Below are 19,286 nucleotides of genomic sequence, written 5' to 3' on the forward strand. Positions count from 1 at the left end.
TCACCAAGGAATCTCATGCCGCTGCTTGATTGGCTGAATAAACCCGCGTCCCTCCAGACGGCGCGGCTCGTGCCGTACCGTTTGCTGGAATGCGTGCCTGCGTTGGGTTATGGCGCAACACCTAACCCTAATTTGCTGATTCAGGGCGATAATCTGGAAGCACTCAAAGCGTTGTTGCCGTTGTATGCGGGGCGGATTAAGTGCATCTACATCGACCCGCCGTATAACACGCGCTCCGCGTTTGAGCATTACGACGACAATCTCGAACACAGCCAATGGCTGTCGATGATGTACCCGCGCCTCGAACTCCTGCGCGACCTGCTCGCCGAAGACGGCAGCTTGTGGGTGTCCATCGACGACCACGAAGGCCACTACCTCAAAGTCATGCTCGACGAAATTTTCGGGCGCAAAAATTTCATCGCCAACGTCGTTTGGCAAAGCCGTTATTCACGTTCCAACGATGCCAGTTTGTCGGTTTCACACAACTTTATTTTGGCTTACGCAATTGATCCTGACGTGTGGAAATTGCGTCGTAATAAATTGCAACGCACCGATGAACAGGCAAAACAATACACCAATCCTGATAATGATCCGAAGGGTGCGTGGCGGGCAATTCCTTGGGATGCGCCTAATATACGACCTAACTTAGAGTATCCGATCATAACCTCTAATGGGAAAGTGAGAGTTCCGCCGCCGGGTCGTCATTGGTCACGTACCGAAGATCAGTGGTTGGCGATAGTGGCTTCGGGTTTGGCTTATTTTGGTAAGTCGGGTGATGGCGCACCAGCGTTTAAGCAGTATTTAGCGGAAGCTCAGGGTATCGTACCGAATACTTGGTGGGGTCACGAAGAGGCGGGACATACTGATGAGGCTAAAAAAGAAATTCAAACATTGTTTGGGCGAGATAATATTTTTGACACACCGAAGCCGGAGCGGTTGATTGAGCGGATTTTGCATATTGCGACGAATCCGGGCGATTGGGTGCTGGATTCGTTTTTGGGGTCAGGCACGACCGCAGCGGTAGCGCACAAAATGGGTCGGCACTACATCGGCGTAGAAATGGGCGACCACGCGGTGACGCATTGTCAGCCGCGCCTGCAAAAAGTGGTGGACGGCGAACAAGGCGGCATTTCCAAAGCCGTCAACTGGCAGGGCGGCGGCGGATTCACCTTCTGTCGCCTCGGCGCAACCGTCTTCGACGAGTACGGCATGATCGACAAAGCCATTCGTTTCCCCACCCTCGCCGCCTACATCTGGTATTTGGAAACCCGCACCCCGTGGATCGCCCCAGACACGCTTTCCCCCTTGCTCGGCATCCACGACGGCACAGCGTATTACTTGCTCTACAACGGCATCCTCGGCGACCGCCGCCCGCAAGGTGGCAACGTCCTCACGCAAACCGTGCTGGACGGGCTGCCCAAACACCCCGGCAAGCGCGTGATTTACGGCGAAACCAGTCGCTTCGGGGCAGGGCGACTGGCAGCGGAAGGGATAACGTTCAAGCAGATACCGTATGATGTGCGGGTGGGGTGAATTAGCCGATTCCTGTAAAACTGGCTATCATGAGCCAATAGATTGTAACCGAGGAAATGACGATGCAACTCACGATTGAATTGCCTAACGACATCGGCAACAGGGTAGCCCAGCTACCGAATCGAGATAATTTTATTCTCAATGCCTTACAACTTGCGCTGCTGATGTTGGGGGATAAGCGTAACTTGGACGAAATAGCGACGGAAATGACCGCCGAAGCCAAACGAAATGGGTTAACTGACGAAAAACTGCAAGAGCTGCTGCAAGACTGACTCGTTGTCGAAAAGGAAAATAAATGCCTGCTTTTGTTGTTGATACCAATATTCTTATCAGCTACGCCTTGTCAGTCCATTCCACGCCAGGTCAGGCTGTTCAAAAAGCCTTTCGGCAGGGCAGGGTTGTTTACAGTGCAGCAACCTTGCAAGAGCTTATCGTTAAATTGGCGTTTCCCAAGTTTGACCGTTACGTTAGTACCAAAAATCGCGCGGCGTTTATCCAGCGATTTGCGCTGCAAGCCCAACAAAGCGAGCCAACCCTTGAGGTGAGAGCTTGCCGCGATCCGAAAGACGATATGTTTTTGTCATTGGCGGTGGCTAGTCAAGCGACATACTTAATCAGCGGTGACAAGGACTTGCTGGATATGAAGGTATTTCAGAGTATCCCCATCGTGACGGCAAAAGCGTTTCTCGATCTTTAACCCACAGCAGGTGTAAGCAGATACCGTATGATGTGCGGGTGGGGTTGAAGTGAAGGCTTTGGTATACTTTAACCATCGTCCTCCGAACAACCCCTCACCCCCCAACCCCCTCTCCCTCAAGGGGCGAGGGGGAGGAATAAAGACCGCCTCTTACTCTTAGCCCCTCGCCCCTTGAGGGAGAGGGGTTGGGGTGAGGGGTAACGGCGAAGCCGCAGAGGAAAAGTCATGTTGTGCCTAGGGAAATCATGTTCGAGCTAAAAAACTACCAAAACGAAACGCTGCAAATCCTGCGTGAATTCCTCGAAGAAGCCCGCCTGATGCCAGTGGAGGAGGCATTCACTCGTGCCCAGCACCGCCAAAACCGCCAGCCGCTGCCGTATTTGCACCACAGTTTCGCGCAAGTGCCGTATGTGTGCCTGCGCCTGCCCACTGGCGGTGGCAAAACCGTGCTGGCTTCCTACGCCGTCGGCATCGCCAAACGCGCCTATCTGGAACAAGATTACCCGATTGTGTTGTGGCTAGTTCCCACCAACACCATCCGCGAACAAACGCTGGAAGCCCTGCAAAAACCGGGACACCCCTACCGCGCTGCGCTCGAAGACGAATTCGGTGTAGACCGTTTAATGGTGCTGGACATTGGCGACGTAACTCGCATCCGCAAGCAAGACATTGGCAACAAAGCCATCATTGTGGTCGGCACACTTGCCACCCTGCGCGTCGAAGACACCAGCGGACGCAAGGTCTATGCCTACCATGAAGATTTCGAGCCGCATTTTGCCGGAATCAGCCCGCACGACGCACGCTTGGAAAAAGTCAGCGAAGCCGACCTCAAGCCCAACGGTTTGACCGCTGCGAATCTCGGCAACATCAAATATTCCTTCGCCAACCTGCTGGCACTTAAACAGCCACTGGTGATCATGGACGAAGCCCACAACGCCCGCACCAAACTCACCTTCGACACCCTCAAACGCATCCACCCCGCGTGCGTGTTGGAGTTGACCGCCACGCCGGATACCAGCCGCGAATCCGCTTCCAACGTGCTGCATCACGTTTCTGCCTCGCAGTTGAAAGCCGCCAATATGATCAAGCTACCGATCATGCTCAGCGAACACCACGAATGGGAAGGCGCGGTGCGTGACGCAGTGTTGACCCGCAAACAACTGGCGCAAGAAGCGGTAAAATCCGGCGATTCCGTGCGCCCGATTGCCTTGTTCCAAGCCGAAAACAAAAGCGGTGAAGTCACTTTTGAGGTGCTGAAAACCTTCCTGATCGAACAACTCGGCATTGCCGCGCCGCAAATCGCCATCGTCACCGGCAACCAGCGCGAACTCGACGGCATTGATCTGTTCAACCCCGCCTGCCCGATTGAATACATTATCACTGTGGAAGCCTTGAAAGAGGGCTGGGATTGCTCATTTGCCTACGTGTTCTGCTCGGTCAAAGACGTAAAATCCAGCAAAGACGCGGAACAATTGCTGGGGCGCGTGTTGCGGATGCCGTATGCCCAACGCCGCCAGCACGAAGCCCTGAACCGTGCTTACGCCCATCTGGTTTCCCCCAACTTTGCCAAAGCCGCTGCCGCGCTGACCGACAAAATGGTGCAAAGCATGGGGTTCGACCCGCTGGAATTGCCGCAACACCTGCAACACGGCAACCAGTACAGCCTGTTTGATAACACAGAAAACCCGTCATCACGCCCTGCGATTGCCGAAGAATCCAGCGAGTTCACCCTCAATAACGGCGAACAACTCGCGGTTACGGGCTTGATCGACGAACCGACCGCAACGCTGATCCTGCAAGGCTTCACCGGCAAACAAAAGCTCGAAGTCAAGCAACAGGTGGAACAGCACAACCTGCGCGTCAAAGCCCAACTTGCCCCGGCAATGCGCGGCGAAGTATTTGCCCCATTACCCTTGTTGTGTGTGCGCGAAGAAAACCAACTGCGCCTGCTCGAACCCGAATCCTACCTTTACACCCAAGGCGGTTGGTCATTGCTGGATTTCCCGGTGGAACTGCCGCAGTTTGAAATCCGCGAATCCGGGCGCGTGTTTGAGGTGTTCCTGCAAGGTGGTCATGTCAGCTACAAACTGGCAGAGCAGGGCGAAACCCCGAACCTCAACCTGATCGAACTCGATATTGACGACACCGTGTTGGTGCGCTGGCTGGATCGGGAGGTGCGCCAAGCCGATGTTAGCCCAAGCGAGATGATCCGCTGGCTGGTGCAACTGGTGGGGCATTTAACCAAGGTGCGCGGCTTTTCCCTCACTGCACTGGTGCGTAGCAAATTCCTGCTGGCGCGTGCCATTAAAGACCGCATTGCGTTTTGCCGTAACAAGGCAGCGGAGCAGGGTTTTCAGCATTGGTTGTTTGAAGATTCCAGCTTGTTGGGTGTTTCGGAGACTTATCGCTACGAATTCAAACCAGATTTGTACCCAGCGCGAGTGCCGTTCTATCGTGGTAAATATACGTTTTCAAAACACTATTACCCGGTAATCGAAGACCTGAAAAACAGCGGCGAAGAATTTGAATGCGCTCAAGCCCTCGACCAGCATCCGCAGGTCAAACACTGGATACGCAATCTGGTCAACCGCGAAGCCGCATCCTTCCGCTTGCCCCTAGCTCGCGGCTATTTCTACCCCGATTTCATCGCCGAACTCCACGACGGGCGTACTGTGGTGGTGGAATACAAAGGCGAACACCTGCAAACCGCTGACGATGCCCGCGAAAAAGCGGCGGTTGGTCAACAGTGGGCGCAACAAAGCGGCGGATTATTTCTGCTGGCCTTGGCAAAAGACGCACAAGGCAAGAACATTTACCAACAACTTAATCAGCTTTTTCATTAGGAACACACATGGCTTACAGCGGTAACACCGGACTCACCCGCATCATTAAAGCAGCGCAATATTCATGGCAAGGTTTCCGTGCCGCCTATAAACACGAGGAAGCATTTCGCCAAGAAGTGTGGGTTATGGCGCTTGCTTTCCCACTGGCCTTGTGGTTAGGCGAAAATGGGGTGGAAAAAGCCCTCATGATTGGCAGTGTTTTGCTGCTGTTGATTGTGGAGTTGTTGAATTCTGCGGTGGAGGCGGTGGTCGATCGTACCGGCATGGAGCGCCATAAACTCTCTGGTCGGGCGAAAGACATGGGGTCGGCTGCGGTAACAATCGCCATTTTCAATGTCATTATCGTCTGGGGATTCATGCTTTCTTGATCTAAGTCAATTTGAGTGCATTAGGTGCACCATGCCCTGCTAGAGTGCGTGTTTTCACACAGTATTAACGTTTTCTTATCGGGTTTTTTGCTGTATGCTTGCCGCACATTACAGTGTTTTTATTTTTTCAATCTTGTTAATCCAGAGGGCAAACGATGGCTCATAGTGCTGCACTCTCTTCAGAGCAATATAACTATGATATCGTGAAGAAATTCGCGATAGCTTCGATCATCTGGGGTATCCTCGGCATGACTGCCGGTGTGTATATCGCGTCAGAATTGGCTTGGCCGTTTCTGAACTTCGATATTGCCCAGATCACTTTCGGGCGTTTACGTCCGCTACACACCAGCGGTGTTATCTTCGGTTTCGGTGGTAATGCGCTGTTCGCAACTTCTTACTACATTGTGCAGCGTACTTGTCAGGCGCGTCTGGCGGGTGGCACCTTCTGGCCGAACTTCACGTTCTGGGGTTGGAACTTATCCGTCCTCGTTGCGGGTTTACTCTATCTGCAAGGTTTCACACAAGCGCGTGAATACGCTGAACCGGTTTGGTTTGTTGACTTGGCGATTACCGTGGTTTGGGTGGTTTACTTCCTGATCTACACAGTAACGCTGATGAAACGCAACCAGCCGCATATTTATGTGGCTAACTGGTTCTTCATGTCATTCATTTTGGCGACGGCACTGTTACACATCTTCAATAACTTGGCGATGCCGATCAGCTTGACGTCTCCGGTGTCTTACAGCTTGTTCTCCGGTGCACAAGATGCGATGACGCAGTGGTGGTACGGTCACAACGCAGTAGGTTTCTTCCTGACAGCGGCATTCTTGGGGATGATGTATTACTTCGTACCTAAGCAAGCAGGTCGTCCGGTTTATTCTTACCGTTTGTCTATCATCCACTTTTGGGCGCTAAGCTTCATGTACATGTGGGTAGGTAGTCACCATTTGCATTGGACGGCGATTCCTGACTGGACATCTACCTTGGCAGCGACTTTCTCCATCATGTTATTGATGCCATCTTGGGGTGGTATGATCAACGGTATCATGACGCTTTCTGGTGCATGGGATAAGTTGCGTACTGACCCTATCATGATGTTCATGATTACGGCGTTGTCATTCTACGGTATGTCGACCTTTGAAGGCCCGATGATGTCATTGAAGAGCGTTAACGCGCTGTCACATTACACTGACTGGACGGTTGGTCACGTTCACTCCGGCGCATTGGGCTGGGTTGCTATGATCACTTTCGCTTCCTTCTACCACATGATTCCGCGTCTGTGGAACACCACGCTGTACAGTATGCAATTGGTTTACACGCATTTCTTCTTGGCAACTATCGGTACTATCTTGTACATCACTGCATTGTGGGTATCGGGTATCGGTCAAGGCTTAATGTTGCGTGCCTTTGATGAATACGGCAACTTGGCGTATACCTTCGTTGAAACGGTTGCGTTTATGCATGGCCCATTGGTGGCGCGTGCGGTTGGTGGCTTGTTCTTCTTGTCGGGTATGTTGTTGATGGCTTATAACATTTATATGACCATTTCGCGTGCAAAACAGGAAGAAGGTGTTCCTGCCACTACTGCTGCTGCTAAAGCGTAATCAGGGAGAGTTGAGATATGTTTAAACATGAAAGTATCGAAACCAATTCGGGGCTGTTGATTGTCCTGACCCTGGTTGCTATCAGTATCGGTGGTTTGGTGGAAATTGTGCCATTGCACTACATCAATGAAACAGTGGAAGATGTAAAAGACCCGGCGACTGGTTTAGAAGTCGTGCGTCCTTACACCCCGCTGGAGCAACGTGGTCGTGACATTTACACCCGTGAAGGTTGCTACCTCTGCCATTCACAGATGATTCGTCCGTTTCGTGATGAAGATCTGCGTTACGGTCACTATTCACTCGCTGCTGAGTCCAAGTACGATCACCCATTCCAATGGGGTTCCAAGCGTACTGGCCCGGATTTGGCGCGTGTCGGTGGCAAGTATTCCAATGAATGGCAGGTTCAGCATTTGACGGCACCGCGTTCGGTGGTGCCTGAATCCATTATGCCTAACTATCCTTGGTTGCAGACGTCGGATTTGGATTTGTCTGATCTTCAAGATCGTATGGTGGCGTTGAAACGGGTAGGCGTGCCTTACTCGCAAACCACGGTTGAATACGAAGATAACGTGAAGCGTTTTGGTGCGGAAGTCGCGAAGACTCTCGACATTAATCAAGCAGAAGCCAACCTGATTGCACAGGCCAAAGCAGGCAACTACGACGGTAATTCATCTAACATCAGTGAGATGGATGCCTTGGTTGCTTACCTGCAAGTACTGGGTACGATGGTTGACTTTAAGAAGTTTGATGAAGATCACTTCATTCAATTCCGTTAATTTTCTGTGCTACTGGATAGTAGCCTCTGTTGACAAGGTGAGGATCAAATGCTGACAGACTTCTGGACGTGGATACTGGATATGGGTAATAGCAAGACTGTTGCGTTACTGATCTTTTTTACGACGTTTGTTGGCATTATCATCTACAACTATTCCAGCCGCAGACGTAGCGAAAGACTTGAGTCTTATCGCTACCTGCCGCTGATGGATGAAGATGAAGCTGATAAGCGCGTCAAAGCAGCAGAGGCGGCTTCCCAAGCGAAAGGTGAGAAATAGTTATGGCTACTCCTGTTAAAGACCCCTTGACTGGCGCAGAAACCACTGGTCACGTTTGGGATGATTCACTGCAAGAATTCAACAACCCCTTGCCACGCTGGTGGTTGTGGACATTTTACGGCACGATCATTTTTACGATTGTTTACTGGGTCATGTACCCGTCTTGGCCAATCGGTAAGACCTACCTGAAAGGCATTGGTAATGAGATTACCTACAAGACTGATGCTGGCGAAGAGAAAAGCACCCACTGGAACATGCGTGCGCTATTAGCTCACGACATGCAAAACGGTACGGAAGCGATCAAGCAGCAAGAATACCTCGCCAAAGTTGGCGCGGCTTCTTACCAGCAGATTGCGCAAGACCCGGATATGTCTTCTTTCGTGCGTTCTTACGGCGTAGGGATGTTCGGTGACAACTGCGCGGCTTGCCATCAGTCTGGTGGTCAAGGTGTGGTTGGGATGTACCCGAATCTGGTGGATGATGACTGGTTGTGGGGTGGTGACACTAGCACCATCGAGAATACACTGCGTTATGGGCGCATGGGTTATATGCCCGCGTACAGCAAGACCTTTGACGAAACACAATTGAATCAAGTGGCAAACTACGTGTTAACCTTGTCTGGTGAGCCAGCAGTGGATGCAACCGCCGCTGCCGAAGGCCAGAAGATTTTCCAAGGCCAAACGGGTGGGTGCTACATGTGCCACACCAAAGAAGGCAAAGGAATGCACGCACAAGGTTCCGCTAACCTGACTGATAAAGTTTGGACAATTGCTAACCTGCCCGCAGCAGAAACCCCTGAAGCCAAATTGGAAGCGGTGAAAGCCGTCATCCATAACGGTGTTAAGCGCCAAATGCCGGTGTTCGGTAAAGACGGTCGTAACCTGTCTGATACTGAAATCAAAGTATTGGTTGCTTACCTGCAACAGATGTCTGGCGGTGCTGGCGCACAGTAAGACAAACTGTTTTCAAGTATAATAGAGGCCGGATTTGTTCCGGCCTTTTTGCGTTATGAACTGTTAATAAACAAATGGATAGACAAACGATTTCCTCATGAAGATTCGCGAAAATTATTCCCTGCAAGCACTCAATACGTTTGGCCTAGCGGCACAAACCCGTTATTTCTGTACCTTGCACAAATTGAGTGGGGTGCGCACGCTCATGGCTTGGCAACAGGAACACCCGGATTTACCCCTATTGTTTCTGGGCGGCGGCAGCAATATGTTGTTCGTCAATGATTACCCCGGTTTAGTGGTGCAAGTGCGCTTGGAAACCTTGGAAGTACTGGGGCAGGATGAGAATTACCATTATGTACGCGCCGGAGCAGGTAATAATTGGCATGAATTTGTGCAATGGACGATTGCGCAAGGCTTTGCAGGGCTGGAAAACTTATCGTTGATTCCGGGAACAGTCGGGGCAGCGCCTATGCAGAACATTGGGGCGTATGGCGTCGAGTTGAAGGATCATGTGTATGAAGTGCAAGCCTTAGACTGGCGCACCGCAGAAATCCGCGATTTCAGTGCTGAAGAATGCCGTTTTGCGTACCGTGATAGCTATTTCAAATCGGTAGAGCCGGATAGGTGGTTAATTGTGGCAGTCGTGTTTCGCTTGCCGCGCCAGCCGCAGTGGAAAATTGACTATGCTGGCGTGAAAGAGCCATTAGCAGGCAAAACGTTAAATGCGCGATTGATCAGCGATGCCATTATCCAGCTTCGCCAAAGCAAATTACCGAACCCCGCTGAAATCGGTAACGCGGGCAGTTTTTTCAAGAACCCGTTAATTGCGCCTGCGCAATGGGCAACACTCAAAGTGCAATTCCCTGACATACCCGGTTGGCCTCAGCACGATCAGGTGAAAACTTCAGCAGGTTGGTTAATTGACCAATGCGGCTGGAAAGGCAAACGCGATGGTGATGCAGGCACTTACGCTAAACATGCGTTGGTCTTGGTGAATCACGGCAATGCCACGGGTGCAGAGGTGTGGCATTTTGCCCAAGCGATTATTGCGTCGGTGCAGGATAAATTCGGAATTACCTTAGAGCCAGAACCACGGGTGATTCGCTAGGGGCGCACCTGTGTTCAGTCCCGCTGTAGCCATTGTTCGACAACCTTGAGCAGCTCGTCTTGTTTGACGGGTTTTGCCAGATAATCATCCATACCCATTTTTAGGCAGCGTTCGCGGTCGCCTTTGAGTGCATTGGCAGTCATGGCAATTACTGGAATATGTTGCTTGATAATGCCCTCTTTTTGCCATTTGCGGATGTAGCGGGTCGCGGTGTAGCCATCCATTTCTGGCATATTAATATCCATTAGCACCAGTTGGTAAGGGCGATTGCGCAAGGCTTTGAGTGCTGATTTGCCGGTGGTGACGTGATCCACGTGAATATCGAGCTTTTCCAACATGGTGACGGCAATCAGCGCGTTGACGGAGTTGTCTTCGGCTAACAAAATCGCCGGTGGAAACGAAGTGACGGATTTCAAAACGATATTCGGGAAAGCTGGCGCGGGCGCAGCCGTTGGTTTAGGCTGATAATCAAGCGCGTGACGTCGTAACGTATCCAGCAATATATCCCGCAAGGTGATGGAGCGCACGGGTTTGGTAACGGCGGCTTGCACGCCCGCTTGTTGTTGTTTTTCGAGTGAAATGCCGTAAGAGGTGAGCATCACAATCGGGGTTTGGTCATGGCGGCTATCACTGCGGATGGTTTTGGCGAGGGCGATGCCATCCATTTGCGGCATAAACCAGTCCAGCAACATGAGGTCGATTGGTCGTTGTTGAGTGATGGATTCTTCCAGTTTGTGCAAAGCGTCATGCCCGTTGCTGACGATAACGGCTTCGGCTTTCCAAGCTTGCAGGTAATTTTCCAGAATCCGGCGATTGGTTTCATTGTCATCCACCACCAAAATGCGGCGGCCTTCCAAATGGTAGTTAGCATTGCCCAATGCATGATTTTCAGTGATGGGGACGGTGATTTCAAACCAGAACGTTGTACCCTGACCGGGAACGCTCTCCAGCCCAAGGCGACCGCCCATCATTTCCGCAAATTCACGCACAATGGTTAAACCCAAGCCGGTGCCGCCGTAACGCCGGTTGATGGAGGCATCGACCTGCACAAACGATTCAAACACGCTTTTTTGCATGGCAAGCGGAATGCCAATGCCAGTATCACGGACTTCAAAGCGTAACACGGCTTTATTATCGCGAATTTCCAGCAATTCCAAGCCGGTATAGACTTCGCCACGTTCGGTGAATTTGACGGCATTGCCCACCAGATTCATCAACATTTGCCGCAAGCGAGCCGGGTCGCCTTGAACGCGCTCAGGAATGTTTTCGGGGATGTAGCATTGGACTTCGAGGTTTTTCTCCTGTGCCATCGTCGACATAATGCTGCTGATATTTTCCACCAATTCACGCGGGGAAAACTCGATAATTTCCAGCTCAATACCCCCCGCTTTGAGTTTGGAAAAATCCAAAATATTGTTAATCACATCCAGCATGACTTCGCAGGAGGCATACGCGGTGTCGACGAATAGTTTCTGGCGCTGATCCAGCGTTGTGTCTTTCACGATTTCCAAAGAACCCAAAATACCGTGTATCGGTGTGCGTAATTCGTGGCTCATATTTGCCATGAAGCGGGTTTTTTGCTCGGACTTGTGCAGCGCTTCGATGCGTTGTTCGGTTTCGGTCTTGAGATCGTCGTACAGTTTGCGCATTTCTTGCGACGACACTTCCAGTGAGCGTTCCAATAAATATTGCGCGTCACTGGTGCCGGTGTACGAGAGGTCGATTTGGTGCAGAAAATGTTGCCATTTGTTTTGATCATCTGGCAGGCCATGCTGGAGCAAGCCGCTGCGCTTTAATTGTTTTTGCAAGCGCTTGTGGAGGGGTTTAACTTCCTTCATACATCACCGTTAAGGTCATGGTTTCATTGTGCAGGCAGCAACGCCCACCGAATGCATTGGGTGCTAATTCACCGTAGGAGTAAAAGCCAAGCTGTTGACTACCGGCGGGAAGATTGTCGAGCGTGGCTTCTAATTCTTGATCCGTATCATCGCCCATGACGAGTTTGCGCCCTGAGCAACTGATGGTCAGCGCAAAGACGGGAGTTTGTGGCGGCAGCCGCTCGGCTAAGCTGCGCGAGGCTGTTTCCGCGCCATCCAGCAAATTGTCAAAACTGCCGTACATCAATTGTGTGCTGTAGCCCTGTGGAATATCGGCGACAAACCCTAAGCTATCATCCGTTTCATTAATCGACACCACGGTACGCACCACGTAATGATTTTTGGTGTCGTTCCAAATAGCCAACGGGAAGTGCAAGGCCATGGCGGGTAAATTATTAGCGTGTTCCCCAAGGTATTCTTTGTAGAGCTGTAAGGCCGGACGCCCATCAATTTCATACAAGGTATTGCCTGCTGAGCGGGTAATGACGCGCTCAGGGCCAAACGGCTTGAAACCATCGCGGGCGTAGCTGGTAAAAACCAGTTCTTTGCCATAAAAGCCGACACCTGTTACGCGCTGTGAAACTGCTTGCCCTTGGTCTAATACCCATGTGGATACAAACTGCATCTTGTCGCTGGCTAAACCGCCGACAATCGTAACCTTGGTTTCATTAACCACCGAAGCCATACCCCGAATTAATGCACTGCCATTGGTGTTAAGCCCATCGGTTAGAACAAAAATTCCTTTAAGATCAGGTGCATTGAGTGTGGTCGCAATTTGCTTGCCTGCTTGGAAAGAATCGTCTGCATGCGGTAATTCCGCACTGGTAAAAGCCAGACGGCTTGTTTCAAAGCGAATAATGCCAACCACGACAGCATTTTCGAGCAAATGCTCATTGAAAATACCGGCAACAGTGGAACAACCCGCGATCACTGCTTGTGGATAGTGGGTATGTAGGTGTTTTATGGCAGTTTGGTACTGTTCACCATCGGGAGGGCTGAATACCAATACCAATGTCTGGGATGAGTCAACGTCAGGTAAAGGCTTATGCCAGCCTGTAGCCTGCGTAAAAAAGCTTAGCGTCACTTGCACGGTGGTTCCCCCGGATGTGCATCGTCATTATTTTAATACATTCTGCTTGATCAAAATAATATCATAAGATTGACCGCGATTACCCTACCATCTGTCGGAACGGTTGAACCTAGGTAAGGCTGTGGCTATACTTTAACAATCATCCCTTTATGGAATTTACTGTCTTCTTGACTACTAAAACCACTGCTGCAACGGAAAGTGACAGGCACACCGTTCAGTTTGAGCTTGAACCTGCGAATACCGAGCGTTTAATGAACTTGTGTGGTCAATTTGACCAACATTTGCGTCAATTAGAGCACCGTCTCGGCGTTGAACTGAGCAATCGTGGCAATTTGTTCCAGATTACCGGAACGCCGCTGACCACACAGTTAACCATCAATCTATTGCACGACCTTTATCGCGAAACGGTTGAAACCGTTCTCAGCCCGGAAAGCATTCATCTGTTCCTGCAAGAAGCCAATCTCGACAAGGTGCAAGCCAATACCGGCGATGATGTGCGCATCCGCACCAAGCGCGGTTACATCAAACCCAAGGGTTTAGCGCAAAGTCAGTACATCCAAAATATCCGCACCCACGATGTCACGTTTGGGATTGGCCCTGCGGGTACGGGCAAGACTTGGCTGGCAGTCGCCTGCGCAGTCGAAGCCTTGGAGCGTGATGAAGTGCGGCGTTTGGTGCTAGTACGTCCTGCGGTCGAAGCGGGGGAGCGTTTGGGTTTTTTGCCCGGTGATTTGTCGCAAAAAATCGACCCGTATTTGCGCCCCATGTATGACGCTTTGTACGAGATGATGGGTGTTGAAAAGGTTAATAAGCTGATTGAGCGCAATGTGATTGAAGTCGCGCCATTGGCTTATATGCGCGGGCGCACCTTGAATGATGCGTTTATTTTGCTGGATGAGGCGCAAAATACCACCACGGAACAAATGAAAATGTTCCTGACCCGCTTAGGGTTTGGCTCATCCGCCGTGATTACCGGCGATATTACGCAGATTGACTTACCCCGTCATCAAACGTCTGGCTTACGTCAAGCGGCTGAAATTCTTGAAGATGTTAAAGGCATTAGTTTTAACTGGTTCAGCGGGCGTGACGTGGTGCGGCACAAATTGGTGCAAAAGATTGTGGCAGCGTATGAAGGTTTTGAGCGGGATCGTGCTGCATGAGCCTAGAACTCGATATTCAAAACCCGGAAGCTTACACAACGATTCCTGCCGAAGCCGATTTATTACGCTGGGCGCAAGCGGCGTGGTCGGCGGATGCGGAAGCCGGTGTGGTGGTGCGCATTGTCAATGAGGCCGAAAGTCAGGAACTCAATCGCACTTATCGTGACAAAGATTACTCGACGAATGTATTGTCGTTTCCTTACGATGCGCCACCGATTCCAGAGGATGACGATGACATCGAATACCTCGGTGATCTGATTATTTGTTTGCCTGTGGTCGAGCGCGAAGCTGCCGAACAGGGCAAAACTGCCACCCAACATTGGGCGCATTTGCTGATACATGGTTTGTTGCATTTACAAGGTTATGACCATATAACGGATACCGAAGCAGAAGAGATGGAAGCGTTAGAAACCGCTTTGCTGCTGAAACTCGGCTTTCCCGACCCTTATCACTAATCCCCAGAGGACCAATGAAAACTGACATAGGTGACTCGCGACCTCGACCGCGATGGAAACAATGGTTAATTAACAAACTCGATCTTACTTCCCAAAGTCGGGAAGATTTGATGGACGATTTACAACGGGCTAACGAAAAAAACCTCCTGCCAGGGGAAACGGTGGGAATGTTGCAAGGCGTGCTGGAATTTGGTGCGCTTCAAGTGCGCGACATTATGGTGCCACGCTCACAAATCAACTTCATTTACCACGAAGATGATTTCACCGATATTCTCGCTCGCATTGCCGAAACCGAACATTCGCGCTATCCCGTGGTGGATGAAGACCGCGATGATTTGGTGGGGGTATTGCTGGCAAAAGATTTGCTCAAATACAGCGGGCGCGAAGCAGAGTTCAAAATTGATGACATTATCCGCCCTGCCTTAATTGTCCCCGAAAGCCAGCGTTTGAATCGCTTGCTGACCGAGTTCCGCAAAACCCGCAACCACATGGCGGTGGTCATCGACGAATACGCGGGTATTTCCGGCTTGGTAACGTTTGAAGACGTGCTGGAACAGATTGTCGGTGACATTGACGATGAGCACGATGACGAAGAAGACATTTCCACCAATATCCAGCCACAAGAAGACGGGCGTTTCATCGTCGAGGCCATGACCCCGATTGATGAATTCAACGAAACCGTCGGCACGGCATTCGATACCGAAGAATTCGATACGATTGCGGGAATTGTGATCCATGAGTTGGGTAAAATCCCGCGTCAAGGCGAGGAACTCGTGTTAATGGGTTGGTTATTCCGGGTGTTGCGCAGCGATTCGCGGCGTATTTTGTTGCTGGAAGTGTTGCCCCACACGGAAAATTCATGTTCTGAGGAAGTGCCTGCGTTATAATCCGCTCACATTTTGCTGTGCTGGATATTCCAATCATGCTGTCTTTTCGTAATTCTCGTGAATCCCTTTCAAAAATTGATTACCTGCTGGCTTTGCTGGCAGGTGCATCAATGGCCTTGGCGTTCGCGCCGCTTGAGTGGCGTGTGTTTGCCTTTTTTGCCCCCGCCGTATTGTTTTGGCTGAATCTAAAAGCGTTGCCGACCAAGCAACGTTTGTGGTTGGCGTGGGTATTTGGGGTGGGGATGTTTGCCGGAGGTGCGCACTGGATTTATGTCAGTATCCACTTTTTTGGCGGGGCAAATTCCCTGATTGCTGGCTTAATGGTGGCAATTTTTGTGGTGATCATGGCGCTGTTGCTGCTGGTATTTGGCTGGTTGGCGGCGTATACCGCGCATTTGCCGCAAGCGGTGCGTTTACTGGTGGCATTTCCGGCGATTTGGGTGTTGACCGAATGGTTTCGTGGTTGGTTTTTAACGGGGTTTCCCTGGTTACAATTGGGTAGCAGCCAGATTGATACGTGGTTGGCACATTACGCGCCAATCACGGGTGTGTTGGGCGTCAGTTGGCTGGTCGCGGTGGGCGCGGGTGCATTGGTTTTGCTGGTGCTGGGAACCTTGCGTGAACGGTTGATTGCCAGCGTATTAGCGGTGGTCACGGTGGCGGGTGGTTTTGGTTTGGGGCAGATTCGTTGGACAGAACCCGCAGGAGAGCCGTTATTTGTCAGTATGTTGCAAGGCAATGTTGATCAGTTGACCAAGTGGTCACGCGAATTCCGCAATGACAATATCCAAGCGTATTTGGATTTAATGGATGGGGATAAGTACCCGAATGTCGAATCTTCTCACCTGGTGATTTGGCCGGAAACCGCGTTGGCGGATTCTTTTCAGCAATCCGACGACGTGATGTTACCGTTACAAGATTGGGCGCGTGAGGCAAAAGTTGATGTGTTGGTTGGTGGTTTCCACATTAATCGCGACACCGAGGCGGTGTATAACGCGGTGATGGTGGTGGGTGGTGAGCGTGATGTGGAAGTTTCCGCCAATACGGGTGAGCATGTGTACGCGAAGCAACACCTTGTGCCGTTTAGTGAATACATTCCGTTGTTGAAATACCTGCGCTTTTTGGAACATATCGTTAAATTGCCGTATGACAATGTGACGGCGTGGGAAGGCACGAATACCCTCACCGTTGCCGGGCAGCCGATGCGCATGTCGGTGTGTTACGAAGATGCGTATGCCGAAGAAATGATTGCCGGATTGCCGCAAGCGACCATGCTGGTGAATGTCAGTAATGATGGCTGGTTCACTGGCTCGATTGAGCCGGCACAACACGCGGAAATTGCGCGGATGCGGGCGTTGGAAACCGGGCGCTATTTGTTACGGGCTACCAATAACGGTGTCAGCGCGATTATTGATGATAAAGGCAAAGTGACCGCCACGGCAGAACCGCGCATTGCCACGGTGATCAGTGGTTACGCCACACCGATGCAAGGCGTAACCCCTTATGTGCAGGTTGGAAACTGGCTGATTATTCCATTGATGTTTATACTGTTAGGTGTTCCGTTGCTATTGTTGCGCGGCAAATTTTATTCATAGAGGAACACCGATGCTAACAACTACTCTTGCGCGTGCTTTGGCGGGCGTTACCCTGTGTACGGCGGTCATGCTCAGTTTGCCTGCTCAGGCGGGCAAAACCTTGGATACCATCAAGTCCCGTGGTCAATTGGTGTGCGGTGTGAACGTGGCACTGGCTGGTTTTTCCTCTGCCGATAGCGAAGGCAAGTGGAGTGGGATGGACGTGGATTATTGCAAAGCACTCGCAGCAGCGGTGTTGGGCGATGCCAGCAAGGTGAAATACGTCCCCTTGAATGCACAACAACGTTTTACCGCATTGCAATCCGGCGAAATCGACATCTTGTCACGTAATACGACCTGGACATTGACCCGTGATGCGTCGCTGGGGGCAAACTTTGTCGGCATGATTTATTACGACGGGCAAGGTTTCATGGTGAAAAAAGAGCTGAAGGTTGCCAGTGCTAAGGAACTGGATGGCGCGACGGTATGCGTGCAGTCCGGCACGACGACTGAAAAGAATCTGACCGATTTTGCCCGCGCCAACAAGTTGGACATTAAACCGCTGGTGTTTGAAAAGAATGAAGCTGCCACGGGGGCTTACCATAGCGGGCGTTGCGAGGCGTATACCACGGATGCGTCAGGGTTAGCAGCGGAACGAACTATTGCGAAAAATCCCGATGAACACATGATTTTGCCGGAAATCATTTCCAAAGAACCACTGGGGCCGTTGGTGCGCCGTGGTGATGATGAGTTTTTTGCGATCAGCAAGTGGGTATTGAACGCGCTGATTGAAGGCGAAGAATACGGGCTTGCCCAAACGAATTTGGATGAAAAGAAAACCAGCGATGACCCCAATATCCAGCGTATTTTGGGTACGGCTGAAGACATGGGAGCGTTGCTGGGTTTGGATAAGGAATGGGCTTACCGCGCACTGAAAGCGACGGGCAATTATGGTGAAATTTTCGAGCGTAATGTCGGTAAAGATTCCCCGTTGAAACTGGAACGCGGCTTGAATAAGCTGTGGAATCAGGGCGGGATTATGTACGCGCCACCGATTCGTTAAACGTGTTAATGACCTTCTGGCGCAACCAAAAAATACGCGGCTGGATTTACCAAATTGCCGCGTTGCTACTGGTTGCGCTGTGCGTTGCCATCCTCGCCGACAATACGCTGGAAAACATGCGCACCCGTGGCATTCAAAGCGGCTTCGGTTTCCTGTCACAACCTGCCGGATTTGACATTAGCGAAAGCCTGTTCGGGTTTGAGTCGACACAACCTTATTGGAAAGCTTTCCTCACCGGTTTGGGTAACACCCTTAAAGTCGCGCTCATTGGCATTATTCTCACCACGATTCTCGGTGTATTGCTGGGGGTAGGGCGCTTCTCCCAGAATATCCTGATCCGTGGCTTGTGCCTGACGTATGTGGAAATCTTCCGCAATGTGCCGTTGTTGCTGCAATTGTTGATGTGGTATCTGCTGTTGGTTGAGTTTTTGCCGACTGCACGGGAAGCCGAACCCTTTCTCGGCATGTTTCTCACCAAAGCAGGCTTAACTTTGCCTTGGTTTGGGGATATGCCGGTCAAAGCCGGATTTGGCATTAAAGGCGGGATTAATGTCTCGCCGGAATTTCTGGCGTTATTGTTGGGGTTGGTGATTTATACGGCGTCGTATATTGCGGAAATCGTGCGCAGTGGCATTGCTTCTGTGCCGCGTGGACAGCATGAGGCGGCAATGGCGTTAGGTTTGAGTCGGGCGCAAGCCATGCGTTTGATTCAGTTGCCGCAAGCGTTGCGCGTGATTATTCCGCCGTTGACCAATCAGTATTTGAATCTGACCAAAAACTCTTCGCTGGCAGTGGCAGTGGGCTACCCTGAACTGGTGTCAATTGCGAATACCTCGCTCAATCAGACCGGGCGGGCGGTGGAGTGTATCGGGGTGATTATGGCGGTTTACTTAACGCTTTCGTTGCTCACTTCCTTACTGATGAATGCTTACAATCGTCGTGCGGCGATCAAGGAGCGTTAACCTGTTAAACTTGCTCTATATTTTCCATATTCAGCTACTGCTGACGCGATTTTTCCGATG

18 protein-coding genes are annotated in these 19,286 nt (G+C 51.1%); 16 read left to right on the forward strand and 2 right to left on the reverse strand.

Going from position 1 to position 19,286, the window contains the following annotated elements:
* The first annotated feature begins 15 nt into the window (after positions 1–15).
* The 10 genes from HMY34_RS18085 to murB all read left to right on the forward strand — a co-directional run bounded on the left by HMY34_RS18085 (position 16) and on the right by murB (position 10,158).
* Complete coding sequence (locus HMY34_RS18085) at positions 16–1,533, forward strand: site-specific DNA-methyltransferase (protein WP_202716814.1); 1,518 nt, start codon at positions 16–18, stop codon at positions 1,531–1,533.
* A gap of 62 nt (positions 1,534–1,595) precedes the next feature.
* On the forward strand, positions 1,596–1,805 hold the full coding sequence (locus tag HMY34_RS18090; protein ID WP_202716815.1) for a hypothetical protein: 210 nt from the start codon (positions 1,596–1,598) through the stop codon (positions 1,803–1,805).
* 23 nt (positions 1,806–1,828) lie between these two features.
* Positions 1,829–2,230: a putative toxin-antitoxin system toxin component, PIN family gene (locus HMY34_RS18095; protein ID WP_202716816.1), complete on the forward strand. Its 402-nt coding sequence runs from the start codon at positions 1,829–1,831 to the stop codon at positions 2,228–2,230.
* A gap of 245 nt (positions 2,231–2,475) precedes the next feature.
* Positions 2,476–5,073: a DEAD/DEAH box helicase gene (locus HMY34_RS18100; protein WP_202716817.1), complete on the forward strand. Its 2,598-nt coding sequence runs from the start codon at positions 2,476–2,478 to the stop codon at positions 5,071–5,073.
* Between the two features lie 8 nt (positions 5,074–5,081).
* Positions 5,082–5,441: a diacylglycerol kinase gene (locus tag HMY34_RS18105; RefSeq protein WP_202716818.1), complete on the forward strand. Its 360-nt coding sequence runs from the start codon at positions 5,082–5,084 to the stop codon at positions 5,439–5,441.
* A 155-nt stretch (positions 5,442–5,596) separates the two neighbouring features.
* The gene (ccoN, locus tag HMY34_RS18110) at positions 5,597–7,045 is read left to right on the forward strand and encodes a cytochrome-c oxidase, cbb3-type subunit I (protein WP_202716819.1); all 1,449 of its coding nucleotides are present in this window, start codon (positions 5,597–5,599) and stop codon (positions 7,043–7,045) included.
* 17 nt (positions 7,046–7,062) lie between these two features.
* Positions 7,063–7,821: a cytochrome-c oxidase, cbb3-type subunit II gene (ccoO, locus tag HMY34_RS18115; RefSeq protein WP_202716820.1), complete on the forward strand. Its 759-nt coding sequence runs from the start codon at positions 7,063–7,065 to the stop codon at positions 7,819–7,821.
* A 48-nt stretch (positions 7,822–7,869) separates the two neighbouring features.
* A complete protein-coding gene (locus HMY34_RS18120; protein WP_202716821.1) occupies positions 7,870–8,097 on the forward strand; it encodes a cbb3-type cytochrome oxidase subunit 3 in 228 nt (75 codons plus the stop codon).
* Positions 8,098–8,099: 2 nt separating this feature from the next.
* Positions 8,100–9,050: a cytochrome-c oxidase, cbb3-type subunit III gene (gene ccoP / locus HMY34_RS18125; RefSeq protein ID WP_202716822.1), complete on the forward strand. Its 951-nt coding sequence runs from the start codon at positions 8,100–8,102 to the stop codon at positions 9,048–9,050.
* A 97-nt stretch (positions 9,051–9,147) separates the two neighbouring features.
* A complete protein-coding gene (murB, locus tag HMY34_RS18130) occupies positions 9,148–10,158 on the forward strand; it encodes a UDP-N-acetylmuramate dehydrogenase (protein ID WP_202716823.1) in 1,011 nt (336 codons plus the stop codon).
* 14 nt (positions 10,159–10,172) lie between these two features.
* Here murB and HMY34_RS18135 read toward each other — a convergent pair whose 3' ends face one another.
* On the reverse strand, positions 10,173–11,996 hold the full coding sequence (locus HMY34_RS18135) for a response regulator (protein WP_202716824.1): 1,824 nt from the start codon (positions 11,994–11,996) through the stop codon (positions 10,173–10,175).
* A complete protein-coding gene (locus HMY34_RS18140) occupies positions 11,983–13,125 on the reverse strand; it encodes an FIST signal transduction protein (RefSeq protein ID WP_202716825.1) in 1,143 nt (380 codons plus the stop codon). Before HMY34_RS18140 ends, HMY34_RS18135 begins: the two co-directional genes overlap by 14 nt.
* Before the next feature lie 251 nt (positions 13,126–13,376).
* Between HMY34_RS18140 and HMY34_RS18145 the strand changes: the two genes are divergently transcribed.
* From HMY34_RS18145 to HMY34_RS18170, 6 genes are all read left to right on the forward strand, one after another.
* On the forward strand, positions 13,377–14,285 hold the full coding sequence (locus tag HMY34_RS18145) for a PhoH family protein (RefSeq protein ID WP_202719247.1): 909 nt from the start codon (positions 13,377–13,379) through the stop codon (positions 14,283–14,285).
* The gene (gene ybeY, locus HMY34_RS18150; RefSeq protein ID WP_202716826.1) at positions 14,282–14,740 is read left to right on the forward strand and encodes an rRNA maturation RNase YbeY; all 459 of its coding nucleotides are present in this window, start codon (positions 14,282–14,284) and stop codon (positions 14,738–14,740) included. The genes HMY34_RS18145 and ybeY overlap by 4 nt, the downstream gene beginning before the upstream one ends.
* 110 nt (positions 14,741–14,850) lie before the next feature.
* Positions 14,851–15,627: a CorC family transporter gene (locus HMY34_RS18155; protein WP_228287912.1), complete on the forward strand. Its 777-nt coding sequence runs from the start codon at positions 14,851–14,853 to the stop codon at positions 15,625–15,627.
* A gap of 35 nt (positions 15,628–15,662) precedes the next feature.
* Positions 15,663–17,222: an apolipoprotein N-acyltransferase gene (lnt, locus tag HMY34_RS18160; RefSeq protein ID WP_202716828.1), complete on the forward strand. Its 1,560-nt coding sequence runs from the start codon at positions 15,663–15,665 to the stop codon at positions 17,220–17,222.
* 10 nt (positions 17,223–17,232) lie between these two features.
* Entirely contained in the window at positions 17,233–18,264 is a 1,032-nt protein-coding gene (locus HMY34_RS18165; RefSeq protein WP_202716829.1) for an amino acid ABC transporter substrate-binding protein, read from the forward strand.
* Positions 18,265–18,272: 8 nt separating this feature from the next.
* Complete coding sequence (locus HMY34_RS18170) at positions 18,273–19,226, forward strand: amino acid ABC transporter permease (RefSeq protein ID WP_202719248.1); 954 nt, start codon at positions 18,273–18,275, stop codon at positions 19,224–19,226.
* Positions 19,227–19,286 lie beyond the last annotated feature (60 nt).

The sequence above is a fragment of the Thiothrix subterranea genome (assembly GCF_016772315.1).
Taxonomy (GTDB): Bacteria; Pseudomonadota; Gammaproteobacteria; order Thiotrichales; family Thiotrichaceae; genus Thiothrix; species Thiothrix subterranea.

Bases quoted from the DNA above. Each gene is read 5' to 3' on its own strand.
- HMY34_RS18085 (WP_202716814.1), top strand. From the start codon at position 16: ATGCCGCTGCTTGATTGGCTGAATAAACCCGCGTCCCTCCAGACGGCG.
- HMY34_RS18090 (WP_202716815.1), top strand. From the start codon at position 1,596: ATGCAACTCACGATTGAATTGCCTAACGACATCGGCAACAGGGTAGCC.
- HMY34_RS18095 (WP_202716816.1), top strand. From the start codon at position 1,829: ATGCCTGCTTTTGTTGTTGATACCAATATTCTTATCAGCTACGCCTTG.
- HMY34_RS18100 (WP_202716817.1), top strand. From the start codon at position 2,476: ATGTTCGAGCTAAAAAACTACCAAAACGAAACGCTGCAAATCCTGCGT.
- HMY34_RS18105 (WP_202716818.1), top strand. From the start codon at position 5,082: ATGGCTTACAGCGGTAACACCGGACTCACCCGCATCATTAAAGCAGCG.
- ccoN (WP_202716819.1), top strand. From the start codon at position 5,597: ATGGCTCATAGTGCTGCACTCTCTTCAGAGCAATATAACTATGATATC.
- ccoO (WP_202716820.1), top strand. From the start codon at position 7,063: ATGTTTAAACATGAAAGTATCGAAACCAATTCGGGGCTGTTGATTGTC.
- HMY34_RS18120 (WP_202716821.1), top strand. From the start codon at position 7,870: ATGCTGACAGACTTCTGGACGTGGATACTGGATATGGGTAATAGCAAG.
- ccoP (WP_202716822.1), top strand. From the start codon at position 8,100: ATGGCTACTCCTGTTAAAGACCCCTTGACTGGCGCAGAAACCACTGGT.
- murB (WP_202716823.1), top strand. From the start codon at position 9,148: ATGAAGATTCGCGAAAATTATTCCCTGCAAGCACTCAATACGTTTGGC.
- HMY34_RS18135 (WP_202716824.1), bottom strand. From the start codon at position 11,996: ATGAAGGAAGTTAAACCCCTCCACAAGCGCTTGCAAAAACAATTAAAG.
- HMY34_RS18145 (WP_202719247.1), top strand. From the start codon at position 13,377: ATGAACTTGTGTGGTCAATTTGACCAACATTTGCGTCAATTAGAGCAC.
- ybeY (WP_202716826.1), top strand. From the start codon at position 14,282: ATGAGCCTAGAACTCGATATTCAAAACCCGGAAGCTTACACAACGATT.
- HMY34_RS18155 (WP_228287912.1), top strand. From the start codon at position 14,851: ATGGACGATTTACAACGGGCTAACGAAAAAAACCTCCTGCCAGGGGAA.
- lnt (WP_202716828.1), top strand. From the start codon at position 15,663: ATGCTGTCTTTTCGTAATTCTCGTGAATCCCTTTCAAAAATTGATTAC.
- HMY34_RS18165 (WP_202716829.1), top strand. From the start codon at position 17,233: ATGCTAACAACTACTCTTGCGCGTGCTTTGGCGGGCGTTACCCTGTGT.
- HMY34_RS18170 (WP_202719248.1), top strand. From the start codon at position 18,273: ATGACCTTCTGGCGCAACCAAAAAATACGCGGCTGGATTTACCAAATT.